This window comes from Parashewanella curva, from assembly GCF_003675895.1.
Classification (GTDB): Bacteria; Pseudomonadota; Gammaproteobacteria; order Enterobacterales; family Shewanellaceae; genus Parashewanella; species Parashewanella curva.
The window spans coordinates 1-22,173 of the sequence record NZ_ML014770.1 but is presented as its reverse complement, the minus strand read 5'-3'; the positions used below and the strand labels follow the sequence as shown (position 1 = coordinate 22,173).

The following is a 22,173-nucleotide window of genomic DNA, read 5'->3' as shown; positions in this document are numbered from 1 at the left end:
CCTTTTACTTAAACGCCAATCGTTTGAACATTTTATATTCTATTGGTTCTCTTCTGCCGTTAAATCCTTCCATGCAGCACCAATATAAACAAACATGGACCACAAAGTTAAAATTGCTGCAATATAAAGAAGTACATAGGCCAGCGACACCATAAAGTTACTTTGTTGCCAAATAAGTCCAATAATGGCTACCATCTGTACTGCTGTTTTATACTTTCCTATCCAACCTACAGCTACGGCACCGCGTTTGCCAATCTCCGCCATCCATTCTCTCAATGCTGAAATGACAATTTCACGGCCAATCATAATAATCGCAGGTACTGTTAGCCAAACGCTAGAATATTGTTGAACTAAGAGCACTAAGGCTAAAACCACCATGAGTTTATCTGCGACAGGATCTAAAAATGCACCAAATCGAGTCGACTGCTTAAGTTTTCTTGCAGCATAGCCATCAAAAAAGTCAGTAACCGCTGCAAGCCAAAAGGCAAAAGCAGCAGCAAAATTAGCCCAAGAGTATGGAAGGTAAAACAATACAATAAAAACAGGGACCAAGATAAGGCGGAATAAAGTCAAGGCTATGGGAAGATTAAACGGCATCTTTTGTTCACTTTAAATTTTGGGCTCTGAACTCTGAGAACCCCAGTTAAAAGGCTTGCGTAATATGGTTCATGGCCCGATTTTGAGCCAATGGCAACAATTATGCATCTCACTGCTTTTTCTGAGTTAATCTTGCCTGATTTTTACTACCCCCGCAATGAATCATATATAGTTTGCGCCATTTCTGAGCTAATTCCCGGCACTTTTGATAATTGAGCTACACTGGCGCTTTTAACTTCTTGCAAACCACCTAAAAACTGAAGTAACGCTTTGCGGCGTTTTGGGCCAACACCAGGAATGCCTTCCAAGGTGGAGGTGTTTCGTGTTTTTTGACGCTTATTTCGATGACCGGTAATCGCAAACCGATGAGACTCATCTCGAATGTGCTGAATTAAATGCAAGGCCGGAGAATCAGATTTTAGATTAAATTCAACTTCCGTTTCCCCCAAAATTAGAGTTTCTAGACCGGGCTTTCTACCCTCACCCTTAGCCACTCCAACTAATATTGGTGGCTCATCTAAGTTAATACACTTTTCATCGACAACTTCTTGGGCAATACGTAACTGCCCAAGCCCACCATCAATAAATAAAATGTCTGGCACTTTGCCTGAATTACTAATTTTGTCGAAACGACGGCTTATAGCTTGCTTCATGGCGGCATAATCATCACCACCTGTAATTCCTGAAATGTTGTAACGACGATAATCGGCCTTATTAGGCCCTTCCCGATTAAACACGACACAGGAAGCAACGGTGCTTTCTCCCATGCTATGACTAATATCAAAACATTCCATTCGTTGAATCGGTTTACTGAGTTCTAATACTTCTTGTAATAAGACGAACCTTTGCTCAACGGTATTTTTATGGGCTAAACGAGTCATAACGGAATTCGATGCATTAGTTTGAGCTAAACGCAAAAAGCTTGCCCTTTCCCCTCTCACATTCGACTTGAACACCACTTTTTTTCCCAATGATTTAATAAGCGCTTGTTCTATTTCTGTCAAACCATCAAACTTTTCTTCGATCAAAATTTCTGATGGCACTGTTCGCTGAATATCAGAGTTCAAATAAAATTGACCAATAAAAGAAGTCAAGACTTCAATTAATTCAGTATGTGTTGGAACTTTAGGATAATAACTTCTGCTTCCAAATATTTTCCCATCACGAATAAATAAAATATGGAAGCATGCAATTCCTGACTGATAACTGACACCAACAACGTCCATATTGCCACTGGTTTTTGAGACTTCTTGTTGTTCGCTAACTTTGGTTAATGCCGTAATTTGGTCTCGATATTGAGCCGCTTTTTCATATTCAAAATCCTGAGCAGCCTTTTCCATATTATCAACTAAGCTTTTCATCACTTGTTGATCTTTTCCTTTAAGAAACAACTCAACAAGCTTTACTTGATGTTGATAATCTTCATCACTCACTTTCCCTACACATGGGGCATTGCAGCGTTTAAGCTGATACTGCAAGCAAGGGCGAGATCTCGCCTTATAATAGATATCAGAACATTGGCGAATTGGGAAAATTTTCTGTAGAAGGTGTAGGCTTTCTCTTACTGCACCGCCATTGGGATATGGGCCAAAATATTGTCCCTTCTCGCGTCGAGCTCCGCGATGATAAGCCAATCTAGGATGTTTATGACCACTGAGTAAAATGTATGGATAGGACTTATCATCTCTAAGCAATACATTGTATTTGGGCATATATTGCTTAATGTAATCATTTTCTAAAATCAGGGCATCAGTTTCACTGTGAGTTACAGTAACGTCAATATTAGCAATACTTTTCACTAAAGCCTGAGTTTTTACATTAGATAAGTTTTTACGAAAATAGGAAGAAAGACGCTTTTTTAAATCTTTCGCTTTACCGACATATATAACCGTTGCGGACACATCGTACATACGATAAACACCCGCTTGGTTAGAAACCGTTTTTAAAAAATTTTTTGGTTCAAATCCGTTATCGGTTGGCAAAACATAAACCCATTAAAACTGAGTGGTATCTAACATTTTATAACGGATCGCAAGACGTGTTAGCTCTACATCACCATTAATATCTAATTTTGAAAATAAACGGTAACGATAACTGTTGACTGTCTTTGGACTTAAATTAAGCCTCTCTGATATATCATTTACCTTCTCGCCATTAGTGATCATCATCATAATTTGCAATTCACGTTCAGACAATGCAGAAAATGGATTTTCCTCATGATTCGTTACTTGATTAAGCGCTATCTTTTGAGCAATTTCAGGCGACAAATAACGTTGACCATGTGCCACTTGACGAATAGCATTGATCATCTCTGGCGGTGATGCATTCTTTGTTAGGTAACCAGAAGCACCAGCCTGCATAACTTTAGTCGGAAAAGGATCTTCTGTTTGAATTGTCAGAACAATAATACGTGCATGTGGTCGATATCGAGAAATCTTTTTAGTAGCTTCTAAGCCACCCATTCCAGGCATGTTCATGTCCATCAAGATAATATCAGCTTCATTATCTCTCGACCATTGCACTGCAGTTTCGCCATCAGGTGCCTCGCCAACAACCTTAAATGACTTCTCATCCTCCAATATTCTACGGATACCTGTGCGCACTATTTCATGGTCATCGACCAAATATACCCTTATCAATCTTATCAACCTTTTTATCGTAATTAGGCGATTCCAATTTATCTTATAAGCTAATATATTCAAAGCAAAATTTAACCTAAAACCCTTCGAATCGGTCAATATATTGGCACTTGAAAAGTAAAGTCTTAATTTATCCTGAAAATGCTAGCTTATAGACTTATCTAGTAGCGGCAAAAATGTCATTATTGAACTATCACATACAAATATAACTAATATCACTCATGGCTAACATATTTCTCATTGCCAATTTAAATTGTGATCGTGTATTGCACCTAGACAAACCGATACACCTTGGCGGTCGATTCCTCTATCAAGACCAAGGGCAAAGATTAGGGGGCGGTGGCTCCAATACAGGGATCAGCCTCGCCTATGCTGGCCATAAAATCGCATTAATGAGTGAGGTCGGAAAAGACCATTTAGGAGATTGGCTAATCAACCAAGTTCAAGCCCATAAAATTGATTGTAGTTACATATCAAGGCATAAGTCTCAAACCAATGAGTTGATTTTGATGGTAACCCCTGATGGAGAAAGAACCATTGTTCGCCCAAATCGCCCGCTATTTGAACTGGGTATGCCACTGGAGTGGAAACATTGGGACGCACTCTATATCAATACTTCGGCTCAAGGGGCTAGTAGTTGGTCTAAAAGTGCACTTAACCATTGTTTAGTTGTAGCCCAGTTAGGCAAAGATGAACGAAGCCGCCCCTGTCATGTTTTAATTGCATCTGCTACCGATATGTTAGGTAGAAGCCACCTTCCATGCTGGGAATACGGGAAATTAATTGCTGGTGATAGCTTAAAGCACTTCGTAGTTACCAATGGTGAACATGGAGCCACAGTCTACTCTGAACAAGGTGAGCAAAGAGTTCCCGCCAATAAAACTAAAGTGATTGATGCGACCGGCGCAGGTGACGCCTATGCTGCGGGGTTAATTCATGGCTTAACCACCGAATTATCTATCATTGATTCTATGCACGTAGCCGCACATTGGGCAGCCTGCGCCGTTGCTAGTGAAACTTCCATACCTGGTCAACAATTAATAGATTATTTAAACAAAAATGATGAATGTGAGTGACACAGCTCGATTATGGTTTGCATTAAGGAATGAATTCTGTAGTTCAAGGCAGTACAGTTCGTAATAGACAGTTCTATTTCGAACTGTACTAACTCTGAAATACGCATAAGCAGCTGTGCTGTAGAGGTTGGCTTATGCAGATCTCAGGTTAACCTTGGAGCATGACCGTGAATATCTGCAACAATATCATAATATTGTATCAATTTCGTTAATCTCTTAGTCTTGATAGCCCCAAGGTGCTGCAGGCGGAGTTACTGGATTGCTAAGATCAAAGTCCACTTCAAACTCTCTACCCTGACGTATTAAGCGGTATGTGTATTTTTTAGGATAAATAAAGATCTGCCAAATATTGTTATTTGATTGAGGAATACCTTGACGAACAAACAGCTCTTTAGAATATTGATCCGCTGGAAATGATTGTGCATTACCCCAACCAGCATCGATTGTATGACCGCCATACATAGTTGAAGCATCATACTCGCCATTTGCCATTCGGTGATCGTGCTTAAGGCTTAACCCTGATCCGGTTTTGGTAATGATCCAAGTTCGAGATGAATCATCGCCAACATGAAACGGAATTTGAAGTTCTGTATCGCTGCATTTTCTCACATGCATGACCAGTTTCTTATCACTGAAAGAGCCGTTGTCTTGGTTATCGACAATGACCTTGCCTTCATAGGCCTTACCACAATGCTTTTTTAGGTTATTAAAAAAAGCATCATGAGATGTAATACTCACTAATGGAGCAGGTTTAATTACAGGCTTACCTGTAAGCTGAATTGCAGAACCAGCATGGGTGTAGGTTGAAAATGCTGCCACTACAGCTGCAGCACATATCATGTACTTTTTCATTGTTGTTATTCCTTATTATTTACATGATGTTATCTAGGGCGTGCCCTAATTATCATAAATCTTTTACTAAACAGTATGTAGTATGCCCCTTGGGATAATCAGCTAACTCCCCATATACACGATAGCCACACTTTTCATAAAACGGTCGTGCTTGGAAACTCAAGGTTTCGGTGCGCATATGAGTAAAACCCTTTTCGCGAGCAAAGTTTTCAGCAGCAGACATAAGACGACTTCCGACTCTTTGACCTCTTGTTGCTTCAGAAAGCCATAACAACTCGATAATACAATAATCCCAAAATGCAACAGCTCTGATCCCGCCTTGTACATTCCCTTCGTCGTCTCTTGCAAATACTGCAAACTTAGTATCAGGTTCAAACACGACTTCGTCTGTCATATGTTGTTGATTAAAAGATTGAATACCTTCACTGATAGTTTTTAAATCTTCTTTTGAGGGGTTAGAGTTTACTTCTATAATCACATTTAATTCCATTTATCGTTAAAAAACTGTACTCGTTAACAACTTATATGTTTTTTCCTTTATTACAAGATTAAGGTCAATAGCTATATATACTGTCATCTTTTATGTTTGATCTCGAGGGAAGTTTAATTCGCGATAGCCTAGGTTGTTTAATTGAAGTTTAGCTCTCCATTCCCCCTTTATCGCCTGTAATTTTTGAAGATCTTTACCTTCAGCATAAATTATTGGTAATTGCTGATTTAAAAATTCTAAAAGATTTCTCGCACAATCTTTAAACCCAACTTGCTGTAAAAATTGCAGTGCTAGAGTTACCCGACTCAAATTATGATCGTATTTAGGCTTTTTCCACGTAGTACAAGCCTGGGTATCATCAGCAATGAAAAAAGTGTCTCCATCCCTTTGTATCCCCCAGAACTTCAACATAAAATCAAGTCGTTCAGCTACATTTTGCTGCAGTTGTTTACTTTCTTGTATTTCAACTGCCATCGGCATAGTAAGTAAAGCGGATGAACTATCACTTTCGCTGATATCACTGGCAGGAAATAGTAAGTGAATATAGCTATTGCTTCTTTCTAATTGAACATAATCCATTTGCTTGATTTGCTTAAATGTATACCTACAACCAGGACCTTTATAGTCTTCAATTCGAAGAAATAACAACCAATGCTGCGTTATCAAATGTTCATCACTCACAGAGCGGCTCTTTGCCGAACCAGCTCTTATAACAGGTAAACTGTTCCGATTATCTTCAAGGAGGTGACAACTCTCATCAGCTGATGCTACTAGACTTGCAAAGGGTTCAATAACATCCTGTTGTGATTGAGACCACTTCAGGTTGTTAGCTAATACGATTTCCGTCTCATCAACTATAATCGTAAACCTATAGCGGTTCTCAGTCATGATTACAACATTAAAATTACCCCGAAAATCTTCGCCAACATATTTCTGTAGTTCTGCCATAGCATAAATAGCGGGCTTTGCTGATTGAGCGTGAGAAACTTTATATAATGCTCGAAGAGCTTTAGCTCTGCAGGTACCACAAAACCAATCTTTAATCTTTTCCCCTTTACCTAATATATCTTCAAGGGAAGATTCTTTGGTTGACGCTATTATTTGTTGAATTTCATCCTCAGCAACACTTCTTGTCATCGGTAAACAACAATTAGTACTTGCTAAATTAACTAAAAAACCGCCCATAACTTTTCCAGCCTACATCAGCATTCTACTAATTTATCAGGGATGGTGCTCCTATCGGGAATAATGAACAGAATTTAACTTTTTATATGGAATTAAACCAGAGTGTGACATGCGCTCATTAAACTGGGTTAGGAATATCAATAAACTGATGAGACAAACCAAACTGTTTTCCCAAGTGTTCACCTAGTGCTTGAATACCATATCGTTCCGTTGCATGATGCCCAGCTGAAAAATAGTGAATGCCTTGTTCGATAGCACTATGAAACGTCCGCTCCGAAACTTCACCACTGATGTAAGCATCAACACCAAGCTGCGCAGCAATATCAATATAATCCTGAGCGCCACCTGTACACCAAGCGATGGACTGAATGCTTTGCTTTTCATCACCTATATGAAGTGATTCTCTTCCTAAGGCATTTACTAATATTTTCTGAAATTCATCTGCCGGAACTGGAGTCTTTAGCTTTCCGCTCCAAAGTAAATCTTGTGAGACTGAATCAACGACTTTAATATCTTCGATTCCAAGTTTTTGTCCTAATTGAACATTATTGCCCACTTCTGGATGCGCATCTAATGGAAGATGGTAGCCTATCAAATTGATCTCATGTTCAAGCAATGCTTTTATACGCTTTTGCTTCATACCAGTGATAACTTGTGGTTCACCTTTCCAAAAATAACCATGGTGAACTAATATTGCGTCAGCTTGCTTCTCAATTGCAGCATCAATTAAAGCTTGGCTTGCAGTAACACCAGTAATAATTGTGGAAATATGCTCCTTTCCTTCAACCTGCAAGCCATTAGGAGCGTAGTCTTTAAATTTAAAAGCTTGTAAATAACCATCAAGATAACGGATTAATTCTTCGCGAATGATCATTCTACTCTTTGCCCATTTGATAAAGTTTTTGAAATAGTAGCATGCAAATGCCAGCTAATTGAGTCCAAAATCACCGATCAGCACTGGAAATTGGACTTTTTCCATCAATAAACGCTAAAATCACCTAATTGTTTTATAACAGTTTATCAACATATAGGTTATAACCCATGGCAACACTTAGCAAAGAAGAAACTATCTCGGCATTAACGGCAGCGATTAAACAACATGAAGGCCGTGATGTAACCATAGAACAAAAAGGCAGCTGGTATAAAATTGATGGTGGTAAGTCGTTAAGATTCAGTGAACTTGAAGCTATGCTTGCCTCGTTTAACTCTGGAACTGAACCAGCTGAAGCCGCAAAATCAGAAAAGGCAGAAAAAACAGCTAAACCAAAAGCAGAGAAAAAGGCTCCTGCCAAAAAAACTGCAAAAAAAGACAGCGAAGCCGTTGAAGGTAAATTACCTAAAGAATACTGGTTAGACTATTTATTGTCTTTGGGCGGTACAGTGACGCTTCCACGAGGGTTCTAATTTAGTTTAATTGAACCTTTTAAATAAAAAACCTCCAAATTAGGAGGTTTTTTATTACTTGTTTTTGACAACTTAGATTATACCAATTTGCATTCAATAGTGATCGCTCAGCTGTAGCTAAAGGCTTCAATAACAAGGCGCAAGTTTGAAATACTATCGGGATAATATAAAAACTTGCAACGAAGCTATGGAAGCCTTTAGCACAGCCCTTTGGGAGTGTGCCAGAGGCCCAATTACTGTCAAAATTTCTTTGACATAGAGTGGCTATGACTGCATAAATTTTGTTTGTACTTGGACCACTGGCATCACTCTGAGTAGATCACATTTGAACGCAAATTGGTATTACATAGCGATATCAACTCTCACAAACCTTTTTAAATAGATAACTCTCACTCTATCTTTTGGATGAAATAACATTCCTGGATCAAGATCTTGAATTACTCTTACGGTCTGCCCATCATCCTGTTTAATCATCAATTCAACAAGTTGGTATGTTCGGAGTTCAGGTTGGCGGTGATTACGAGCCATGCTACCACCAATAATGGCTCCTAATGCTGTTGCAATATCACGACCTGAGCCTTTACCAAATTGATTGCCTAAGACGCCTCCCAGCAACGCGCCACCGAAAGTTCTCCATCCTTGGTTTTTGTCTTCAATCAATTCCTGCTTTGTGATATTTCTAACCGAAATAACACCACCGTAGACCACCTTTTCAACAGGCTGAGCAGTGTTTCTGTCATACGGACCGGCGAAAGCATGACTAGCCAGTATTAATAACGTAAAGAGAAAATAGTTTATGGGTTTTAACATAAGGTGAATTCCGTTAAGTTATAAATATCGTTGACTCTAATTACATACGACTTTGCAATCATTAACTTTTTTATCTGATGAAACTGATAACTTCCCACCAGTCAATTGCGCTCTTGAAGAGCCTAATGGCTTACTTGCTGTTGGAGGAGATTTAAGCCCCAAGCGTCTACTTAACGCTTATTATAATGGTATTTTTCCTTGGTTTAACGAAGATGACCCTATTCTATGGTGGTCACCCAATCCAAGAGCCATCATTGTTCCAAGCCAGCTCCATATAAGCAGAAGTTTAGCCAAATTTAACCGAAAGCATAGTTGGAAAATTACCATCAATCATGCTTTTGACCAAGTAATCCATCAATGCGCTAAACTTAGAGCTAATGAACAAGGCACTTGGATAACTAAAACTATTGAACAAGCCTATATTCAACTTCATCGCCTAGGTCATGCGCACTCAATCGAGGTTTGGGAAGATGAAATACTTATTGGTGGTTTGTACGGTATCAAAATGGGCAAAGTTTTTTGTGGCGAATCAATGTTTCACACCAAAACTAATGCATCAAAAATAGCTATGATAGCTTTAGATAAGCACTTGCAAGATTCTGGTTACGAGTTGTTGGACACACAGCTAATGAATCCACACTTACTCAGTATGGGAGCTAAAGAAATCTCACGAGAAGACTTTATCCAGCTATTATCAGTATTAAGAGATCAAAACACCATTGAAAATTGTTGGCAACCTGCTGTTTTGAGGGAGTGATACATGAGTGAAGAAACACCACCAAAAGAAAACGCCATATACTTAGGATTAACCCAAACCTTTCCCTGTAGCTACCTTGAAAACCAAAAAGAACAATTACTCACTCTCACTGATACTGTTGTCGAATCCGCTTTATATGAGCGCATGTTAGGGCTTGGGTTCCGTCGCAGTGGCAATGCGATTTATAAACCACATTGCCCAAATTGCTCTGCTTGTCAGTCGATACGGATTCCAGCCGCTGACTTTAAACCTTCACGGCGCCAAAAAAGAACCTCCAAACAAAATCAAAAGTTTTCATGGCATCACTCAACTGAAGTAAAAACCAATTATTACCCTCTATATGAAAAATACATAAATGAGCGCCATAGAGATGGTTCTATGTATCCTGCTTCTACTGAACAGTTTGAGCAATTTTTATTATGTGATTGGCTTCCGGATAATTATATTGAAATTTATGACAACCAAAAGTTGATTGGAGTCGCTGTTATTGACCTTTTGGATAAGAGTGTTAGTGCTATTTACAGCTTTTTTGACCCTGATTACCATAAGCACTCATTAGGTAGTTATATGATTTTGCTTACGATCGAATTAGCTAAACAATTAAACAGAGACTATGTTTATCTTGGTTACCAAATTAATGACTGCCGAAAAATGAACTACAAAACGAAATATCAGCCCTATCAATTATTAACTGATGCAGGTTGGCTGATTCAAGAGGAACTCTCTAGTAGTTAAACAAGTTAGAGTTCATGTTTTATTCACCACCTCTTTACTTACATCAGAAATTGGGGCATGATACGCCCGATTTTATATTTGAAGGCTAATGGGATACTTAATTAATGGCGAAAGAAGACAACATTGAAATGCAAGGCACAATCCTTGAGACCTTGCCAAACACAATGTTTCGTGTAGAACTTGAAAACGGTCACGTTGTGATTGCACACATTTCTGGAAAAATGCGCAAGAACTACATCCGCATTCTTACTGGAGACAAAGTCACCGTGCAATTGACTCCTTACGACTTAACTAAAGGCCGTATCGTATTCCGCGCACGCTAATTAGACTTCACTCCTAGATAAGAATATCTAGATAATAAAAAACCCGGTCAAGCCGGGTTTTTTTGTATTGTTCGTTTAGGGCCTGTTGATCTTTCAGGCTTAAATTTTGTGCTATTTGAGCACTTTTCTGTTCAAGGCGTGAGCAGTGCAGCTTAGCCATCTAAGTAAGCTGGTCACAACACAGAACAGGAAGTGCTCAAAAGCATCGAAGACAGCGTAAATTGGTCACTTCTGCTTCGTTATCGTTTGTTTATGTAGCAACGAAGTAACGACAGTTTTGTATGTCGGTAATAACTACACCGCACAAACTCCGCCTTGCATAAGATAACCAATTTATCGCTGCAAAAATAAGCACGAAAGATCAACAGGCCCTAGGCTAATTGACTAACTTTTCTTTACTTTTAGCTGTTACTACAATCTCACCGTCTTCCGCATCAATATAAGCTGTTCCACCTGACTCAAGCTCACCAAACAAGATTTCATCCGATAATGGTCGTTTGATCAGCTCTGTAACCACACGCCCCATTGGCCTTGCACCCATTGCTCTATCGTAACCTTTTTCGGCCAATAAAGTTCTCGCTTCATCACTAACAATCATTGTTACTGACTTTTCATCCAATTGAGCTTGTAACTCAACTAAGAACTTATCAACTACTTTAGCAATAATTGTCATATCTAAATGGTTAAACCATATTATTGAATCTAAGCGATTTCTAAACTCTGGTGAAAACACTCGATTAATTTCAGCCATAGCATCAGTACTGTGATCTTGCTGTTGGAAACCAATTGATTGTTTTTGAGTTTCTTGAACACCAGCGTTAGTCGTCATCACCAAGGTGACATTTCTAAAGTCAGCTTTACGGCCATTGTTATCGGTCAATGTTCCATGATCCATAACTTGTAACAGTAAGTTATAAACATCAGGATGAGCTTTCTCAATCTCATCAAGTAGTACTACACAATGAGGTTGTTTGATCACGGCATCAGTTAGTAATCCACCTTGTTCATAACCCACATAACCAGGAGGAGCACCAATGAGACGTGCTACAGCATGGGCTTCCATATATTCAGACATATCAAATCGAACCAACTTCATACCTAAGCAGGAAGCCAATTGATTAGTTACTTCTGTTTTACCCACACCAGTAGGACCCGCGAGTAAAAAGCTTCCTACAGGTTTTGTTTCATTTGATAAACCACTACGAGATAATCGTATGGCTGATGATAATGATTCAACAGCCTTGTCTTGGCCAAACACCACCATTTTCAAGTTACGTTCTAGGTTCTTGAGAAGATCTTTGTCAGAGGCCGTAACCGTTTTTTCAGGAATCCGAGCAATTTTAGCGATAATTTCTTCGATTTCACTTTCACTGATCGTTTTTTTGCGCTTGCTTTGTGGCTGCATGGCCATGCGAGCACCAGCCTCATCAATGACATCAATAGCTTTATCTGGTAAATGCCTGTCGTTAATATGTTTAGCCGATAATCGAGCAGCTGCACTTAATGCGGACTGAGTATATCGAACAGCATGATGTTCTTCGTACTTAGGTTTCAAGCCTTTCAAAATCAAAGTCGTCTCAGCAACACTAGGTTCAGTGATATCAATTTTTTGGAATCTACGAGCTAAGGCTTTATCTTTATCAAAAATATTTTGGAATTCTTGGAAAGTCGTAGATCCCATACATCGGAGATTTCCACTAGAAAGTAACGGCTTTAATAGATTAGATGCGTCCATAACCCCGCCCGAAGCCGCACCTGCACCGATAATGGTATGGATTTCATCGATAAACAATATTGCATGTTCATCCTCTGCTAACTCTTTCAGTAAGCCTTTAAAACGCTTTTCAAAGTCGCCGCGATATTTTGTCCCAGCAAGCAATGCCCCTAAATCAAGTGAGTATACCGTTGCATCCTTAATGACTTCAGGCACAGAATTCGAATGAATTAGAAAAGCTAGCCCTTCTGCAATAGCTGTTTTACCAACTCCTGCTTCACCCACTAATAACGGGTTATTCTTCCGGCGGCGACATAATGTTTGAATCGTTCGCTCAATTTCTAAGTTTCTACCAATTAGAGGGTCAATAATCCCCTGCTCAGCTTGCTTATTAAGATTGGTAGTAAATTGTGCAAGTTTACTGGTATCTTCTTCTGACTCGGTCTCACTTTCAGTTGGCTCAAAGCTAATTGAACCATCTTCAGAATCAGACTTACTCACACCATGGGAAATGAAATTGACGACATCCAAACGAGTGATGTCACAGCGGCGTAGTAAATAAACAGCTTGCGACTCTTGTTCACTAAAAATGGCTACCAGAACATTGGCACCGGTAACTTCGTTTCTACCAGAAGATTGAACGTGGAATACTGCACGCTGTAATACACGTTGAAAGCCAAGTGTTGGTTGAGTTTCTTTGTCTATTTCGGGTTCTGTAAGCAACGGCGTTGTTTGATTGATGAAACGCTCGACTTCACTTCTAAGCCGTTCAATATCAGCACCACATGAAACTAATGCTTCGCGAGCGGAAGGATTGTCCAACAACGCCAGCAATAAATGCTCAACAGTCATGTACTCATGCCGTGATTCTTTGGCTTGTTGGAATGCCACATTTAACGTGACTTCAAGATCTTTATTCAGCATAGGCGCCCCCAAAATAAATTCCCTTACTCTTAGAGTAATCTATTTTCATATTTTCTCTAGCGTACAAAGCAAGGGATGTTCATTTTCTCTTGAAAACTGATTTACTTGCATGACTTTTGTTTCTGCAACATCAAAAGTGTAAACACCACAAATTCCCTTTCCCTTGTGATGAATAGCTAACATTATTTCCGTTGCTTGTTCGGTATTTTTATCAAAAAACAGCTGCAATACATCTACAACAAAGTCCATAGGGGTATAGTCATCGTTATTCAACACTACTTGATACATTGATGGTGGACGCAGTTCCGTCTCAAGACTTTCCTCTAGTTCTTCAATACTTCCTACATTACTCATTACCTGGTCATACCTCTTTTAAATTACTTATAAATTCTACAGCCTTTGTCAAAAAAACACATCCTTGTTATTTTTTTGTTAAATTTATCTTGACATCTTCTTTTCATAATTACATTCTGGTTGCCGAGCGGTGAACATTTCCCCGCTATTTAGTTTTACTATCTTAACGGGAAGTTGACAACAGAAGGAAGTGGAAGTATGGCAAGCGGAACTGTGAAGTGGTTCAACAATGCTAAAGGATTCGGGTTTATTTGTCCTGATGAAGGTGGCGAAGACATTTTTGCACATTATTCAATTATTGATATGGATGGGTATCGTACCCTAAAAGCTGGTCAACCAGTAGAGTATCAAGTGGAAGAAGGCCCCAAAGGCATGCACGCATCTGCAATTACGCCAGTAAAATAATAAAAAATTTGGGCATTTAACCAGTAAAAAAAGGCAGGTTTATACCTGCCTTTTTATTTGTCTACAGAAATTTATTGTGGCTGAAAAAGTTTTCCAGCCACATTTCAATCCATTAGGCTAAAATAGCATTTAATGTAGAACTTGGACGCATCGCCTTTTCTGTCATTTCAACGTCAGGACGATAATATCCGCCTAAATCTACTGCTGGACCTTGAGCTTCATTTAACTCGGCAACAATCTTATCTTCATTCGCAGATAACTGTTCTGAAATTGCAGTAAACTGCTCAGCAAGAGTCGCATCTTCAGTTTGCGCTTTCATTGCATTAGCCCAATACATAGCTAAGTAGAAGTGGCTACCTCTGTTGTCTAACTCACCGACTCTACGAGATGGTGATTTATTGTTATCTAAGAACTGGCCAATTGCTTCATCTAATGCTTTTGAAAGCACCATAGCTTTTGCATTGCCAGTATTTTGGCTCAAATGCTCTAAAGAAGCGCCTAAAGCTAAGAATTCACCTAATGAATCCCAACGCAAGTGGTTTTCTTTTTGAACTTGCTGAACGTGCTTAGGCGCACTACCACCAGCACCTGTTTCAAATAAGCCACCACCATTCATCAGAGGTACGATAGAAAGCATTTTCGCACTAGTGCCAAGCTCTAGGATTGGGAACAAGTCTGTTAAGTAATCACGCAATACGTTACCCGTTACAGAAATAGTATCTTTACCATCTTTAATGCGAGTTAAAGAAAAGCGAGTCGCTTCTTGTGGCGACATGATATAAATTTCTAAACCAGAAGTGTCGTGATCTTTAAGGTACTCATTTACTTTTGCAATTAACTGAGCATCATGAGCACGCTCTTCATTTAACCAGAATACCGCAGGGGTATTTGTTAGACGAGCACGATTAACCGCAAGCTTCACCCAATCACGAATTGGTGCATCTTTAACCTGACACATACGGAAAATATCACCTTGGGCAACATTCTGTGTCATTAGGGTATTACCCTGAGCATCAACAACCGTAACTACACCAGCTGCTGACATTTCAAACGTTTTATCGTGGCTACCGTATTCTTCCGCTTTCTGTGCCATCAAACCAACATTAGGTACGCTACCCATTGTGCTTGGATCAAATGCTCCATGTTCTTTACAGAAATTCACTGTTTCAGCATAAACACTTGCGTAGCTGCGATCTGGGATCATGTATTTGGTATCTTTTTGCTTACCATCAGGTCCCCACATTTGACCTGAGCTACGGATTGCAGCAGGCATAGAAGCATCAATAATAATGTCGCTTGGTACGTGTAAGTTTGTGATTCCACGATCAGAATCAACCATAGCTAATGGTGGGCGAGAAGCATAAACAGCATCAATGTCAGCCTGAACTTCTGCACGTTTAGCTTCTGGTAGATTTTGAATTTTAGCAACAACATCACCAAAGCCGTTGTTCGCATCAACACCTAGCTCATCAAATTCAGCAGCGTATTTATCAAATACTGGCTTATAGAAAGCTTTTACACAGTGACCGAACATGATTGGATCAGATACTTTCATCATGGTTGCTTTTAAATGCAGAGATAAAAGTACGTCTTCTGCTTTAGCTTTTTCAATTTCAGCTTCAAAAAATTCAACCAAGGCTTTTTGGCTCATAACCGCAGAGTCAATCACTTCACCTGCTTGTAAAGCAATACCTGATTTTAATGTGGTTTTGCTACCATCAGCTTGAGTCAGCACGATATCAACTGAAGTTTTATCAGCAATTGTCACTGACTGCTCTGAGCTAACGTAATCACCATCGGCCATGTGAGCTACGTGTGATTTAGAATCCTTTACCCATGCACCCATTGAGTGTGGATTCTTTTGAGCATAATTTTTAACTGATTTAGGTGCACGACGATCTGAGTTACCTTCACGTAATACAGGGTTTACTGCACTACCTTTAATCTTATCGTAAACAGCCTTAACCGATTTTTCTTCATCAGATTGTGGCTCATCAGGATAATTTGGTAACGCATAACCTTGTGATTGAAGTTCTGCAATAGAAGCTTTCAACTGTGGAATAGACGCACTGATGTTAGGAAGCTTGATGATATTCGCTTCTGGAGTTTTCGCCATTTGGCCTAGTTCAGCTAACGCATCACCAATACGCTGTTCTTCTTTTAGGTATTGAGGGAAATTAGCAATAATACGACCCGATAAAGAAATATCACGAGTTTCTACATTAACACCTGCTGCTTGAGTAAAACGCTTGATGATTGGCAACAGAGAATAGGTTGCTAATGCTGGTGCTTCATCGGTTTCGGTGTAAATGATAGTTGGAGAATTATCTTTCATTTTGCTTCCTACTTTTTATGGGTAGAACACTAGAGGGTGTTCCTTATTTAGCTTGGGATTCCCTAAAATGTCCCTTAAAGGCACGAGGTTAAAATTTTGGATGAATCATCATAGCGAATCGATCACATAAATCAAATTCCAAAGAGGAGAAAACCCTTGTAAACTGTCAAGTTAAACTCACATGCTTGATTGTAACAGTGACCTTTAAACGCACCACAGCCGCGAAGCGCCCCCATTACACAAAAAAAAATGCACGATCTGACCAGCGTCAGCGGAAACAGGTTGTACCACCTGAAGAAAGAAAATTAGTGCTATTTAATAAGCCCTTTGACGTTCTTTGCCAGTTTACTGATGACGAGGGACGCAAAACATTAAAAGATTTTATTCCTATTCCAGAAATTTACGCCGCTGGTCGCTTAGACAGAGATAGTGAAGGTTTATTATTACTCACCAATGATGGCAAATTACAAGCGAAACTCACTCAGCCTAAAAAGAAGACCTTTAAAACTTATTGGGTGCAGGTCGAAGGCGCCCCTAGTGAACCAGATTTAGAAAAACTGAGAAAGGGTATCTCCTTAAAAGATGGTCCAACGCTTCCTGCCAAAGTGAGAAAAATTGACGAGCCTGATTGTCTCTGGGAACGTGTACCACCAATTCGTGAGCGAAAAAACATCCCCACACAATGGCTTGAGATTAAAATCCATGAAGGCCGAAACCGTCAAGTTCGCCGTATGACTGCTCATATCGGTTACCCTACATTAAGGTTAATACGCTATAGTATTGGAAGTTACAATTTAGATTCGCACTCTGGTTCACAATTGCAACCAGGTGAATATCAAGTAATTTCACTGACCACTTAACACTGAGAGGTTCTTTATGGCTGAACGTTTTAAACCGAATGTAACCGTTGCTGCTATCGTCGTATGGCAAGATAAGTTTCTTATGGTAGAAGAAGTGATAGATGGTGAGACGGTTTACAACCAGCCTGCAGGTCACCTAGAACCGCATGAAAGCATTATCAATGCTTGCGAAAGAGAAGTTACTGAAGAAACGGGAATTGCAGTAAAATGCCAATCTATCACTGGTATTTATCAATATCAGGCTAAGCCTGAACTACAATTCCTTCGATTTACTTTTCACTGTATTGTCAATCAATACGGTACCACTCTTGAGCCTCCTCAAACTCGCCCACAAGATCCTCAAATTATTGCCGCTCATTGGTTAACTCACGATCAAATAAAAGCACTTGAACCCCAACTGCGCAGCCCGCTTATTTTACAATCTATTGAAGATTACTTTGCTAGCAAAAGCGCCACCTTACGCGTACTTTCGGATCAATTTTTATAAGCTGTGATGAAGGTTTAACATAGCCCTGCTTCCGATACCGTGATAAAATACGGCACCGAAATATTTCGGTGTTGGGGCAACTGCCTCTGTTATTTGATTCAAACTCGGTTTCAGGATTTATGACATCTACAACTCCCTCTTCAAGTGGAAAAAAAGTCATCGTTGGCATGTCTGGCGGTGTGGACTCTTCAGTTTCAGCTTATTTATTAAAACAGCAAGGTTATCAGGTTGAAGGCCTGTTCATGAAGAACTGGGAAGAAGATGATAACGATGAATATTGTGCAGCTGCAGAGGACTTAAAAGATGCTCAAGCTGTATGCGATAAACTAGGGATAACCCTACATACAGTTAATTTCGCAGCTGAATATTGGGACAATGTATTTGAGTATTTCTTAGCGGAGTACAAAGCTGGAAGAACACCTAATCCAGACATTATGTGTAACAAGGAAATCAAATTTAAGGCTTTCTTAGATTTTGCAGATGAAATCCTTGATGCCGACTATATTGCAATGGGGCACTATGTTCGCCGTAGTGATATCGACGGCAAAACCGAAATGTTACGTGGTGTAGATAATAATAAAGACCAAAGTTATTTCTTATATACCCTCAGTCACGATCAAGTAGCTCGTAGCCTATTCCCAGTAGGTGAACTCGAAAAGCCTGAAGTAAGAAAGATTGCCGAAGAGCAAGGCTTAGTTACTGCCAATAAAAAAGACAGCACTGGCATTTGTTTTATTGGCGAACGTAAATTTACTGAATTTCTATCGAATTATTTACCTGCTAAGCCCGGAAAAATTGAAACCACTGATGGTGATATTATTGGTGAACATCAAGGTTTGATGTATCACACTTTAGGCCAACGCAAAGGTTTAGGGATCGGAGGCTTAAAAGACAGCTCAGAAGAGCCATGGTATGTTGTTGACAAAGATTTAGAACGTAACGTGCTTATTGTAGGTCAAGGTGGTAACCACCCTCGCCTAATGTCAGTCGGAATGAAAGTTAACCAACTTCATTGGGTTGATCGCAAAGGGCCTGAAAATGGCTGCAAAATTACGGTAAAAACCCGCTACCGTCAGCAAGATGTTCCTTGCCATATTTCATATATTGACGACCAAAACATTCGTGTCATGTTTGACGAACCTGTTGCGGCAGTTACACCCGGACAATCAGCGGTATTTTATGACGGTGAAGTTTGCCTTGGTGGCGGCATTATTGATGTTTTAATAAAGGACTAGCTAATGGATAAAAAAAGCTCGGAGCAAGCCATCGCTTTTGCTGGAATTCTCTATGCACTCAAGCAAGTTCAAAAAGTCGCTAGAGCGGATGAATATGACACTGATGCTGTTGAGGCGAGTTTAAACACCTTATTAGTTACCAATCCTGATAGTGTTTTAGACATCTATCAAGATCGCGGAGTTGTCATTGATGGCTCTAAAGCCATTATCGAACAATTGGAAAGTGACAAAAAAGATATGGAGCTTACTCGCTATCTTGTTGGTGTTCTATCTTTAGAGCGTAAACTTGCTCGTTCTGGACAAATGGGAATTCTCGCCGAGCGTATTTCTCAAATTAAACGCCAGACTACCCACTTTAATATCAACGACAATCAGGTTATTTCTAATATCGCTAGCATCTACAGCGACTTAATTAGTAACTTGGGACCCAAAATAATGGTAGTCGGCAACCCTAACGTCCTAAAGAAACAAGTTACCCAAGAGCGAGTACGCTCGCTATTGCTCTCAGCAATTAGAAGTGCTGTTTTATGGCGCCAGCTGGGTGGTAAACGCAGAGAGTTGGTTTTCTTCAGAAAACGAATTATCAATGCAGCCAAACATAATTTAAAAAATATATAAAACCCTACAAATTAAAGTTCATTAAGGAGCTTATAATGGAACTTTCCGCACTAACTGCGATCTCTCCGGTAGACGGTCGTTACGGCAGCAAAGCTGCAGAGCTAAGAGAGATTTTCAGCGAGTTCGGTCTTACTAAATACCGAGTACAAGTTGAAATCAACTGGCTAAAGTTACTTTCCAGTTGTGACGGTATTGCAGAAGTCCCTGCTTTCAGCGAACAAGCGATAGCTTTACTTGATAGCATTAAAGATAACTTTAGCGAGCAAGATGCCATGCGCGTTAAAGAAATCGAGCGCACTACCAACCATGATGTAAAAGCAGTTGAATACTTCATCAAAGAAAAAATGGCAGACAATGCTGAATTAGAAGCCATTAATGAGTTTGTTCACTTTGCATGTACTTCAGAAGACATCAACAACCTTTCTCACGGTTTGATGTTAAAAGAAGCACGTGAACTTGTACTTACTCCTTATTGCAACAAAGTTATTAATGCCGTTAAAGCACTTGCCAAAGAGTATCGTAGCGTACCATTAATGTCTCGTACCCATGGCCAGCCTGCTTCGCCTTCAACACTAGGTAAAGAAATCGCAAACGTAGCCGTGCGTCTTGAACGCCAATTAAAGCAAATCGAAGCCGTTGAGCTTATGGGTAAAATCAATGGTGCTGTTGGCAACTACAACGCTCACCTTTCGGCTTACCCTGATGTGAACTGGCATGAGCTATCTGAAACATTCGTAACTAGCCTTGGCTTAACGTGGAATGCTTACACAACTCAGATTGAACCACACGATTACATTGCTGAAATCTTTGATGCTGTTGCTCGTTTCAACACTGTATTGATTGATTTCGACCGTGATATTTGGGGTTACATTGCATTAGGTCACTTTAAGCAAAAAACCATTGCGGGTGAAATTGGTTCTTCAACCATGCCGCACAAAGTTAACCCAATCGACTTTGAAAATTCAGAAGGTAACTTAGGCATTGCTAATGCACTTATGCAACACTTAGCCAGCAAACTACCAGTATCTCGCTGGCAGCGTGACTTAACGGACTCGACTGTACTGCGTAATCTCGGTGTTGGTATGGCTCACTCAGTGATTGCTTATCAAGCAACATTAAAAGGCATCAGCAAGTTACAGGTTAACGAAGATAATACCCGTAACGAGCTAGATCAAAACTGGGAAGTGTTAGCAGAGCCAGTACAAACTGTTATGCGTCGCTATGGTATTGAAAAGCCTTATGAGAAGTTGAAAGAACTGACTCGTGGTAAGCGCATTGATGCTGAGCAGCTCGCTACATTTATAGATGGCTTAGAGCTACCAGAAGATGTAAAAGTCGAGCTGAAGAAAATGACACCTGCTAACTATATCGGTCGTGCAGAAGCATTTGTTGACGAACTGTAACCTAAACAAACTAGGGCTTGTCTCGTTTCATGATAAGCCCTTGAACATTACCTCCAAGATCTTCAATGTCTATTATCGGCATTTGTTCTTCTAATTTTCCAACTCTATTGTCAAGTGAAGTCTCACTGCCATCTGTTTCTGACAAGTTGCAACTTGAACCATATTCAGATACAACAAAAGACGCTAAGCTAGATGTTCGCCTTCGTAAAACTTTAGATGTTTCTGTACCGCTAAATTCAAATTGATATTTTTTTATTAATGTTAAAAGTTCATTGGACTGCTTTGTTGGCTCCCACCCTTTGCCTAGCCCTTTAACTGTTTCGTGAAAACATTCAAACTCACCTGAAAGACCTCGTTCAATTTTAAATCTATTTGGTAAAGAGATACCATCGTCTTCAATTAAAATTGATAGAGTCGTAGATTTATCCAGAGATTGAATTTCCTTATTTCTCTCTTTCAACCAAGTGATCGTTATGCCATCAGGCTGCAAGTACTGATCATTATTCCATGCTAAACAAGGCTGTGCTTCTTTTATCGCCATAAGTAACTCTGTTAATTGCAATTTTGTATAGTAGAGTTTATAAGGCTTTTTCTGGATTTTACCTGAATGAAATCAGGGTTATGCAGGGCTAGATGTTAAATCAGTTGCATTCAACACCCTAGGATCAACTGGGCGCTCTTTGAAATTAGACGCCACTCTGGCTTATAATTTCCCCTAAAATAGTGTTTTTCAAGCTGTTTGTTTACTTCTGATATTGTTCATTTATGTTGTACATTAAGTTTTGTACAAGTACAGAGAGAACTACTTCTTTTTAGAAAGATTTTTTGTAACTATTCAGCCTACTGAACAAAAATATCTGGCAAATGCCCACTGAACAACAAGTTCAGCGCTGTTGAAGCTGTTATATTTTGCTTTCTGCAACTCGAAACGTAACTGCGTATGGCACAGAAGTTTTCAGCACCTTCTATG

At 39.6% G+C, this 22,173-nt stretch carries 23 protein-coding genes; 11 read left to right on the top strand and 12 right to left on the bottom strand.

The window, feature by feature from the left end:
- Positions 1–39: 39 nt before the first annotated feature.
- From pgsA to uvrY, 3 genes are all read right to left on the bottom strand, one after another.
- A complete protein-coding gene (gene pgsA, locus D5018_RS08675; protein WP_121838618.1) occupies positions 40–597 on the bottom strand; it encodes a CDP-diacylglycerol--glycerol-3-phosphate 3-phosphatidyltransferase in 558 nt (185 codons plus the stop codon).
- 146 nt (positions 598–743) lie between these two features.
- Positions 744–2,579 carry an excinuclease ABC subunit UvrC gene (gene uvrC, locus D5018_RS08670; protein ID WP_121838617.1) on the bottom strand — a complete coding sequence of 612 codons (1,836 nt, stop codon included), beginning with the start codon at positions 2,577–2,579 and terminating at the stop codon, positions 744–746.
- A 12-nt stretch (positions 2,580–2,591) separates the two neighbouring features.
- Entirely contained in the window at positions 2,592–3,236 is a 645-nt protein-coding gene (gene uvrY, locus D5018_RS08665; protein ID WP_121838616.1) for a UvrY/SirA/GacA family response regulator transcription factor, read from the bottom strand.
- Positions 3,237–3,457: 221 nt separating this feature from the next.
- Between uvrY and D5018_RS08660 the strand changes: the two genes are divergently transcribed.
- Positions 3,458–4,312, top strand: coding sequence for a PfkB family carbohydrate kinase (locus D5018_RS08660; protein ID WP_121838615.1), 855 nt, complete (start codon positions 3,458–3,460; stop codon positions 4,310–4,312).
- 216 nt (positions 4,313–4,528) lie between these two features.
- Here D5018_RS08660 and D5018_RS08655 read toward each other — a convergent pair whose 3' ends face one another.
- The 4 genes from D5018_RS08655 to D5018_RS08640 all read right to left on the bottom strand — a co-directional run bounded on the left by D5018_RS08655 (position 4,529) and on the right by D5018_RS08640 (position 7,710).
- Positions 4,529–5,164, bottom strand: coding sequence for a hypothetical protein (locus tag D5018_RS08655; RefSeq protein ID WP_243637406.1), 636 nt, complete (start codon positions 5,162–5,164; stop codon positions 4,529–4,531).
- A 52-nt stretch (positions 5,165–5,216) separates the two neighbouring features.
- Positions 5,217–5,642 carry a GNAT family N-acetyltransferase gene (locus tag D5018_RS08650; RefSeq protein ID WP_121838614.1) on the bottom strand — a complete coding sequence of 142 codons (426 nt, stop codon included), beginning with the start codon at positions 5,640–5,642 and terminating at the stop codon, positions 5,217–5,219.
- A 102-nt stretch (positions 5,643–5,744) separates the two neighbouring features.
- Positions 5,745–6,839: an opioid growth factor receptor-related protein gene (locus tag D5018_RS08645; RefSeq protein WP_121838613.1), complete on the bottom strand. Its 1,095-nt coding sequence runs from the start codon at positions 6,837–6,839 to the stop codon at positions 5,745–5,747.
- Positions 6,840–6,957: 118 nt separating this feature from the next.
- The gene (locus D5018_RS08640; protein ID WP_121838647.1) at positions 6,958–7,710 is read right to left on the bottom strand and encodes a Nif3-like dinuclear metal center hexameric protein; all 753 of its coding nucleotides are present in this window, start codon (positions 7,708–7,710) and stop codon (positions 6,958–6,960) included.
- 170 nt (positions 7,711–7,880) lie between these two features.
- Between D5018_RS08640 and D5018_RS08635 the strand changes: the two genes are divergently transcribed.
- Complete coding sequence (locus tag D5018_RS08635; protein ID WP_121838612.1) at positions 7,881–8,243, top strand: hypothetical protein; 363 nt, start codon at positions 7,881–7,883, stop codon at positions 8,241–8,243.
- A 342-nt stretch (positions 8,244–8,585) separates the two neighbouring features.
- Here D5018_RS08635 and D5018_RS08630 read toward each other — a convergent pair whose 3' ends face one another.
- Positions 8,586–9,053, bottom strand: a complete 468-nt coding sequence (locus tag D5018_RS08630) for an outer membrane lipoprotein (RefSeq protein ID WP_121838611.1) — start codon at positions 9,051–9,053, stop codon at positions 8,586–8,588.
- A 52-nt stretch (positions 9,054–9,105) separates the two neighbouring features.
- Here D5018_RS08630 and aat point away from each other — a divergent pair, with 52 nt between their 5' ends.
- The 3 genes from aat to infA all read left to right on the top strand — a co-directional run bounded on the left by aat (position 9,106) and on the right by infA (position 10,868).
- On the top strand, positions 9,106–9,810 hold the full coding sequence (gene aat / locus D5018_RS08625; protein WP_121838610.1) for a leucyl/phenylalanyl-tRNA--protein transferase: 705 nt from the start codon (positions 9,106–9,108) through the stop codon (positions 9,808–9,810).
- Positions 9,811–9,813: 3 nt separating this feature from the next.
- Complete coding sequence (locus D5018_RS08620) at positions 9,814–10,545, top strand: arginyltransferase (RefSeq protein WP_121838609.1); 732 nt, start codon at positions 9,814–9,816, stop codon at positions 10,543–10,545.
- Between the two features lie 104 nt (positions 10,546–10,649).
- Positions 10,650–10,868 (top strand): translation initiation factor IF-1, encoded by a 219-nt coding sequence (gene infA / locus D5018_RS08615; RefSeq protein ID WP_006081934.1) that lies wholly within the window; start codon positions 10,650–10,652, stop codon positions 10,866–10,868.
- Positions 10,869–11,244: 376 nt separating this feature from the next.
- Here the strand turns inward: infA and clpA are convergent, their stop codons facing one another.
- Both clpA and clpS read right to left on the bottom strand, forming a co-directional pair.
- Positions 11,245–13,506, bottom strand: coding sequence for an ATP-dependent Clp protease ATP-binding subunit ClpA (clpA, locus tag D5018_RS08610; RefSeq protein WP_121838608.1), 2,262 nt, complete (start codon positions 13,504–13,506; stop codon positions 11,245–11,247).
- A 45-nt stretch (positions 13,507–13,551) separates the two neighbouring features.
- Positions 13,552–13,860, bottom strand: a complete 309-nt coding sequence (gene clpS / locus D5018_RS08605) for an ATP-dependent Clp protease adapter ClpS (protein ID WP_121838607.1) — start codon at positions 13,858–13,860, stop codon at positions 13,552–13,554.
- Between the two features lie 198 nt (positions 13,861–14,058).
- On the opposite strand from clpS, the gene cspD reads away from it, so the two are divergent.
- Positions 14,059–14,265 carry a cold shock domain-containing protein CspD gene (gene cspD / locus D5018_RS08600; protein ID WP_121838606.1) on the top strand — a complete coding sequence of 69 codons (207 nt, stop codon included), beginning with the start codon at positions 14,059–14,061 and terminating at the stop codon, positions 14,263–14,265.
- A gap of 112 nt (positions 14,266–14,377) precedes the next feature.
- Here the strand turns inward: cspD and D5018_RS08595 are convergent, their stop codons facing one another.
- Positions 14,378–16,600: an NADP-dependent isocitrate dehydrogenase gene (locus D5018_RS08595; RefSeq protein ID WP_121838605.1), complete on the bottom strand. Its 2,223-nt coding sequence runs from the start codon at positions 16,598–16,600 to the stop codon at positions 14,378–14,380.
- Between the two features lie 197 nt (positions 16,601–16,797).
- Here D5018_RS08595 and D5018_RS08590 point away from each other — a divergent pair, with 197 nt between their 5' ends.
- From D5018_RS08590 to purB, 5 genes are all read left to right on the top strand, one after another.
- Positions 16,798–17,460, top strand: a complete 663-nt coding sequence (locus tag D5018_RS08590) for an rRNA large subunit pseudouridine synthase E (protein ID WP_243637405.1) — start codon at positions 16,798–16,800, stop codon at positions 17,458–17,460.
- Between the two features lie 16 nt (positions 17,461–17,476).
- Positions 17,477–17,947, top strand: a complete 471-nt coding sequence (locus D5018_RS08585; protein WP_121838604.1) for an NUDIX hydrolase — start codon at positions 17,477–17,479, stop codon at positions 17,945–17,947.
- A 119-nt stretch (positions 17,948–18,066) separates the two neighbouring features.
- Positions 18,067–19,182, top strand: coding sequence for a tRNA 2-thiouridine(34) synthase MnmA (mnmA, locus tag D5018_RS08580; protein ID WP_121838603.1), 1,116 nt, complete (start codon positions 18,067–18,069; stop codon positions 19,180–19,182).
- Positions 19,183–19,185: 3 nt separating this feature from the next.
- On the top strand, positions 19,186–19,800 hold the full coding sequence (hflD, locus tag D5018_RS08575) for a high frequency lysogenization protein HflD (RefSeq protein ID WP_121838602.1): 615 nt from the start codon (positions 19,186–19,188) through the stop codon (positions 19,798–19,800).
- Between the two features lie 35 nt (positions 19,801–19,835).
- The gene (purB, locus tag D5018_RS08570; RefSeq protein ID WP_121838601.1) at positions 19,836–21,203 is read left to right on the top strand and encodes an adenylosuccinate lyase; all 1,368 of its coding nucleotides are present in this window, start codon (positions 19,836–19,838) and stop codon (positions 21,201–21,203) included.
- Between the two features lie 10 nt (positions 21,204–21,213).
- Here the strand turns inward: purB and D5018_RS08565 are convergent, their stop codons facing one another.
- Positions 21,214–21,744, bottom strand: a complete 531-nt coding sequence (locus D5018_RS08565) for a hypothetical protein (RefSeq protein ID WP_121838600.1) — start codon at positions 21,742–21,744, stop codon at positions 21,214–21,216.
- Positions 21,745–22,173 lie beyond the last annotated feature (429 nt).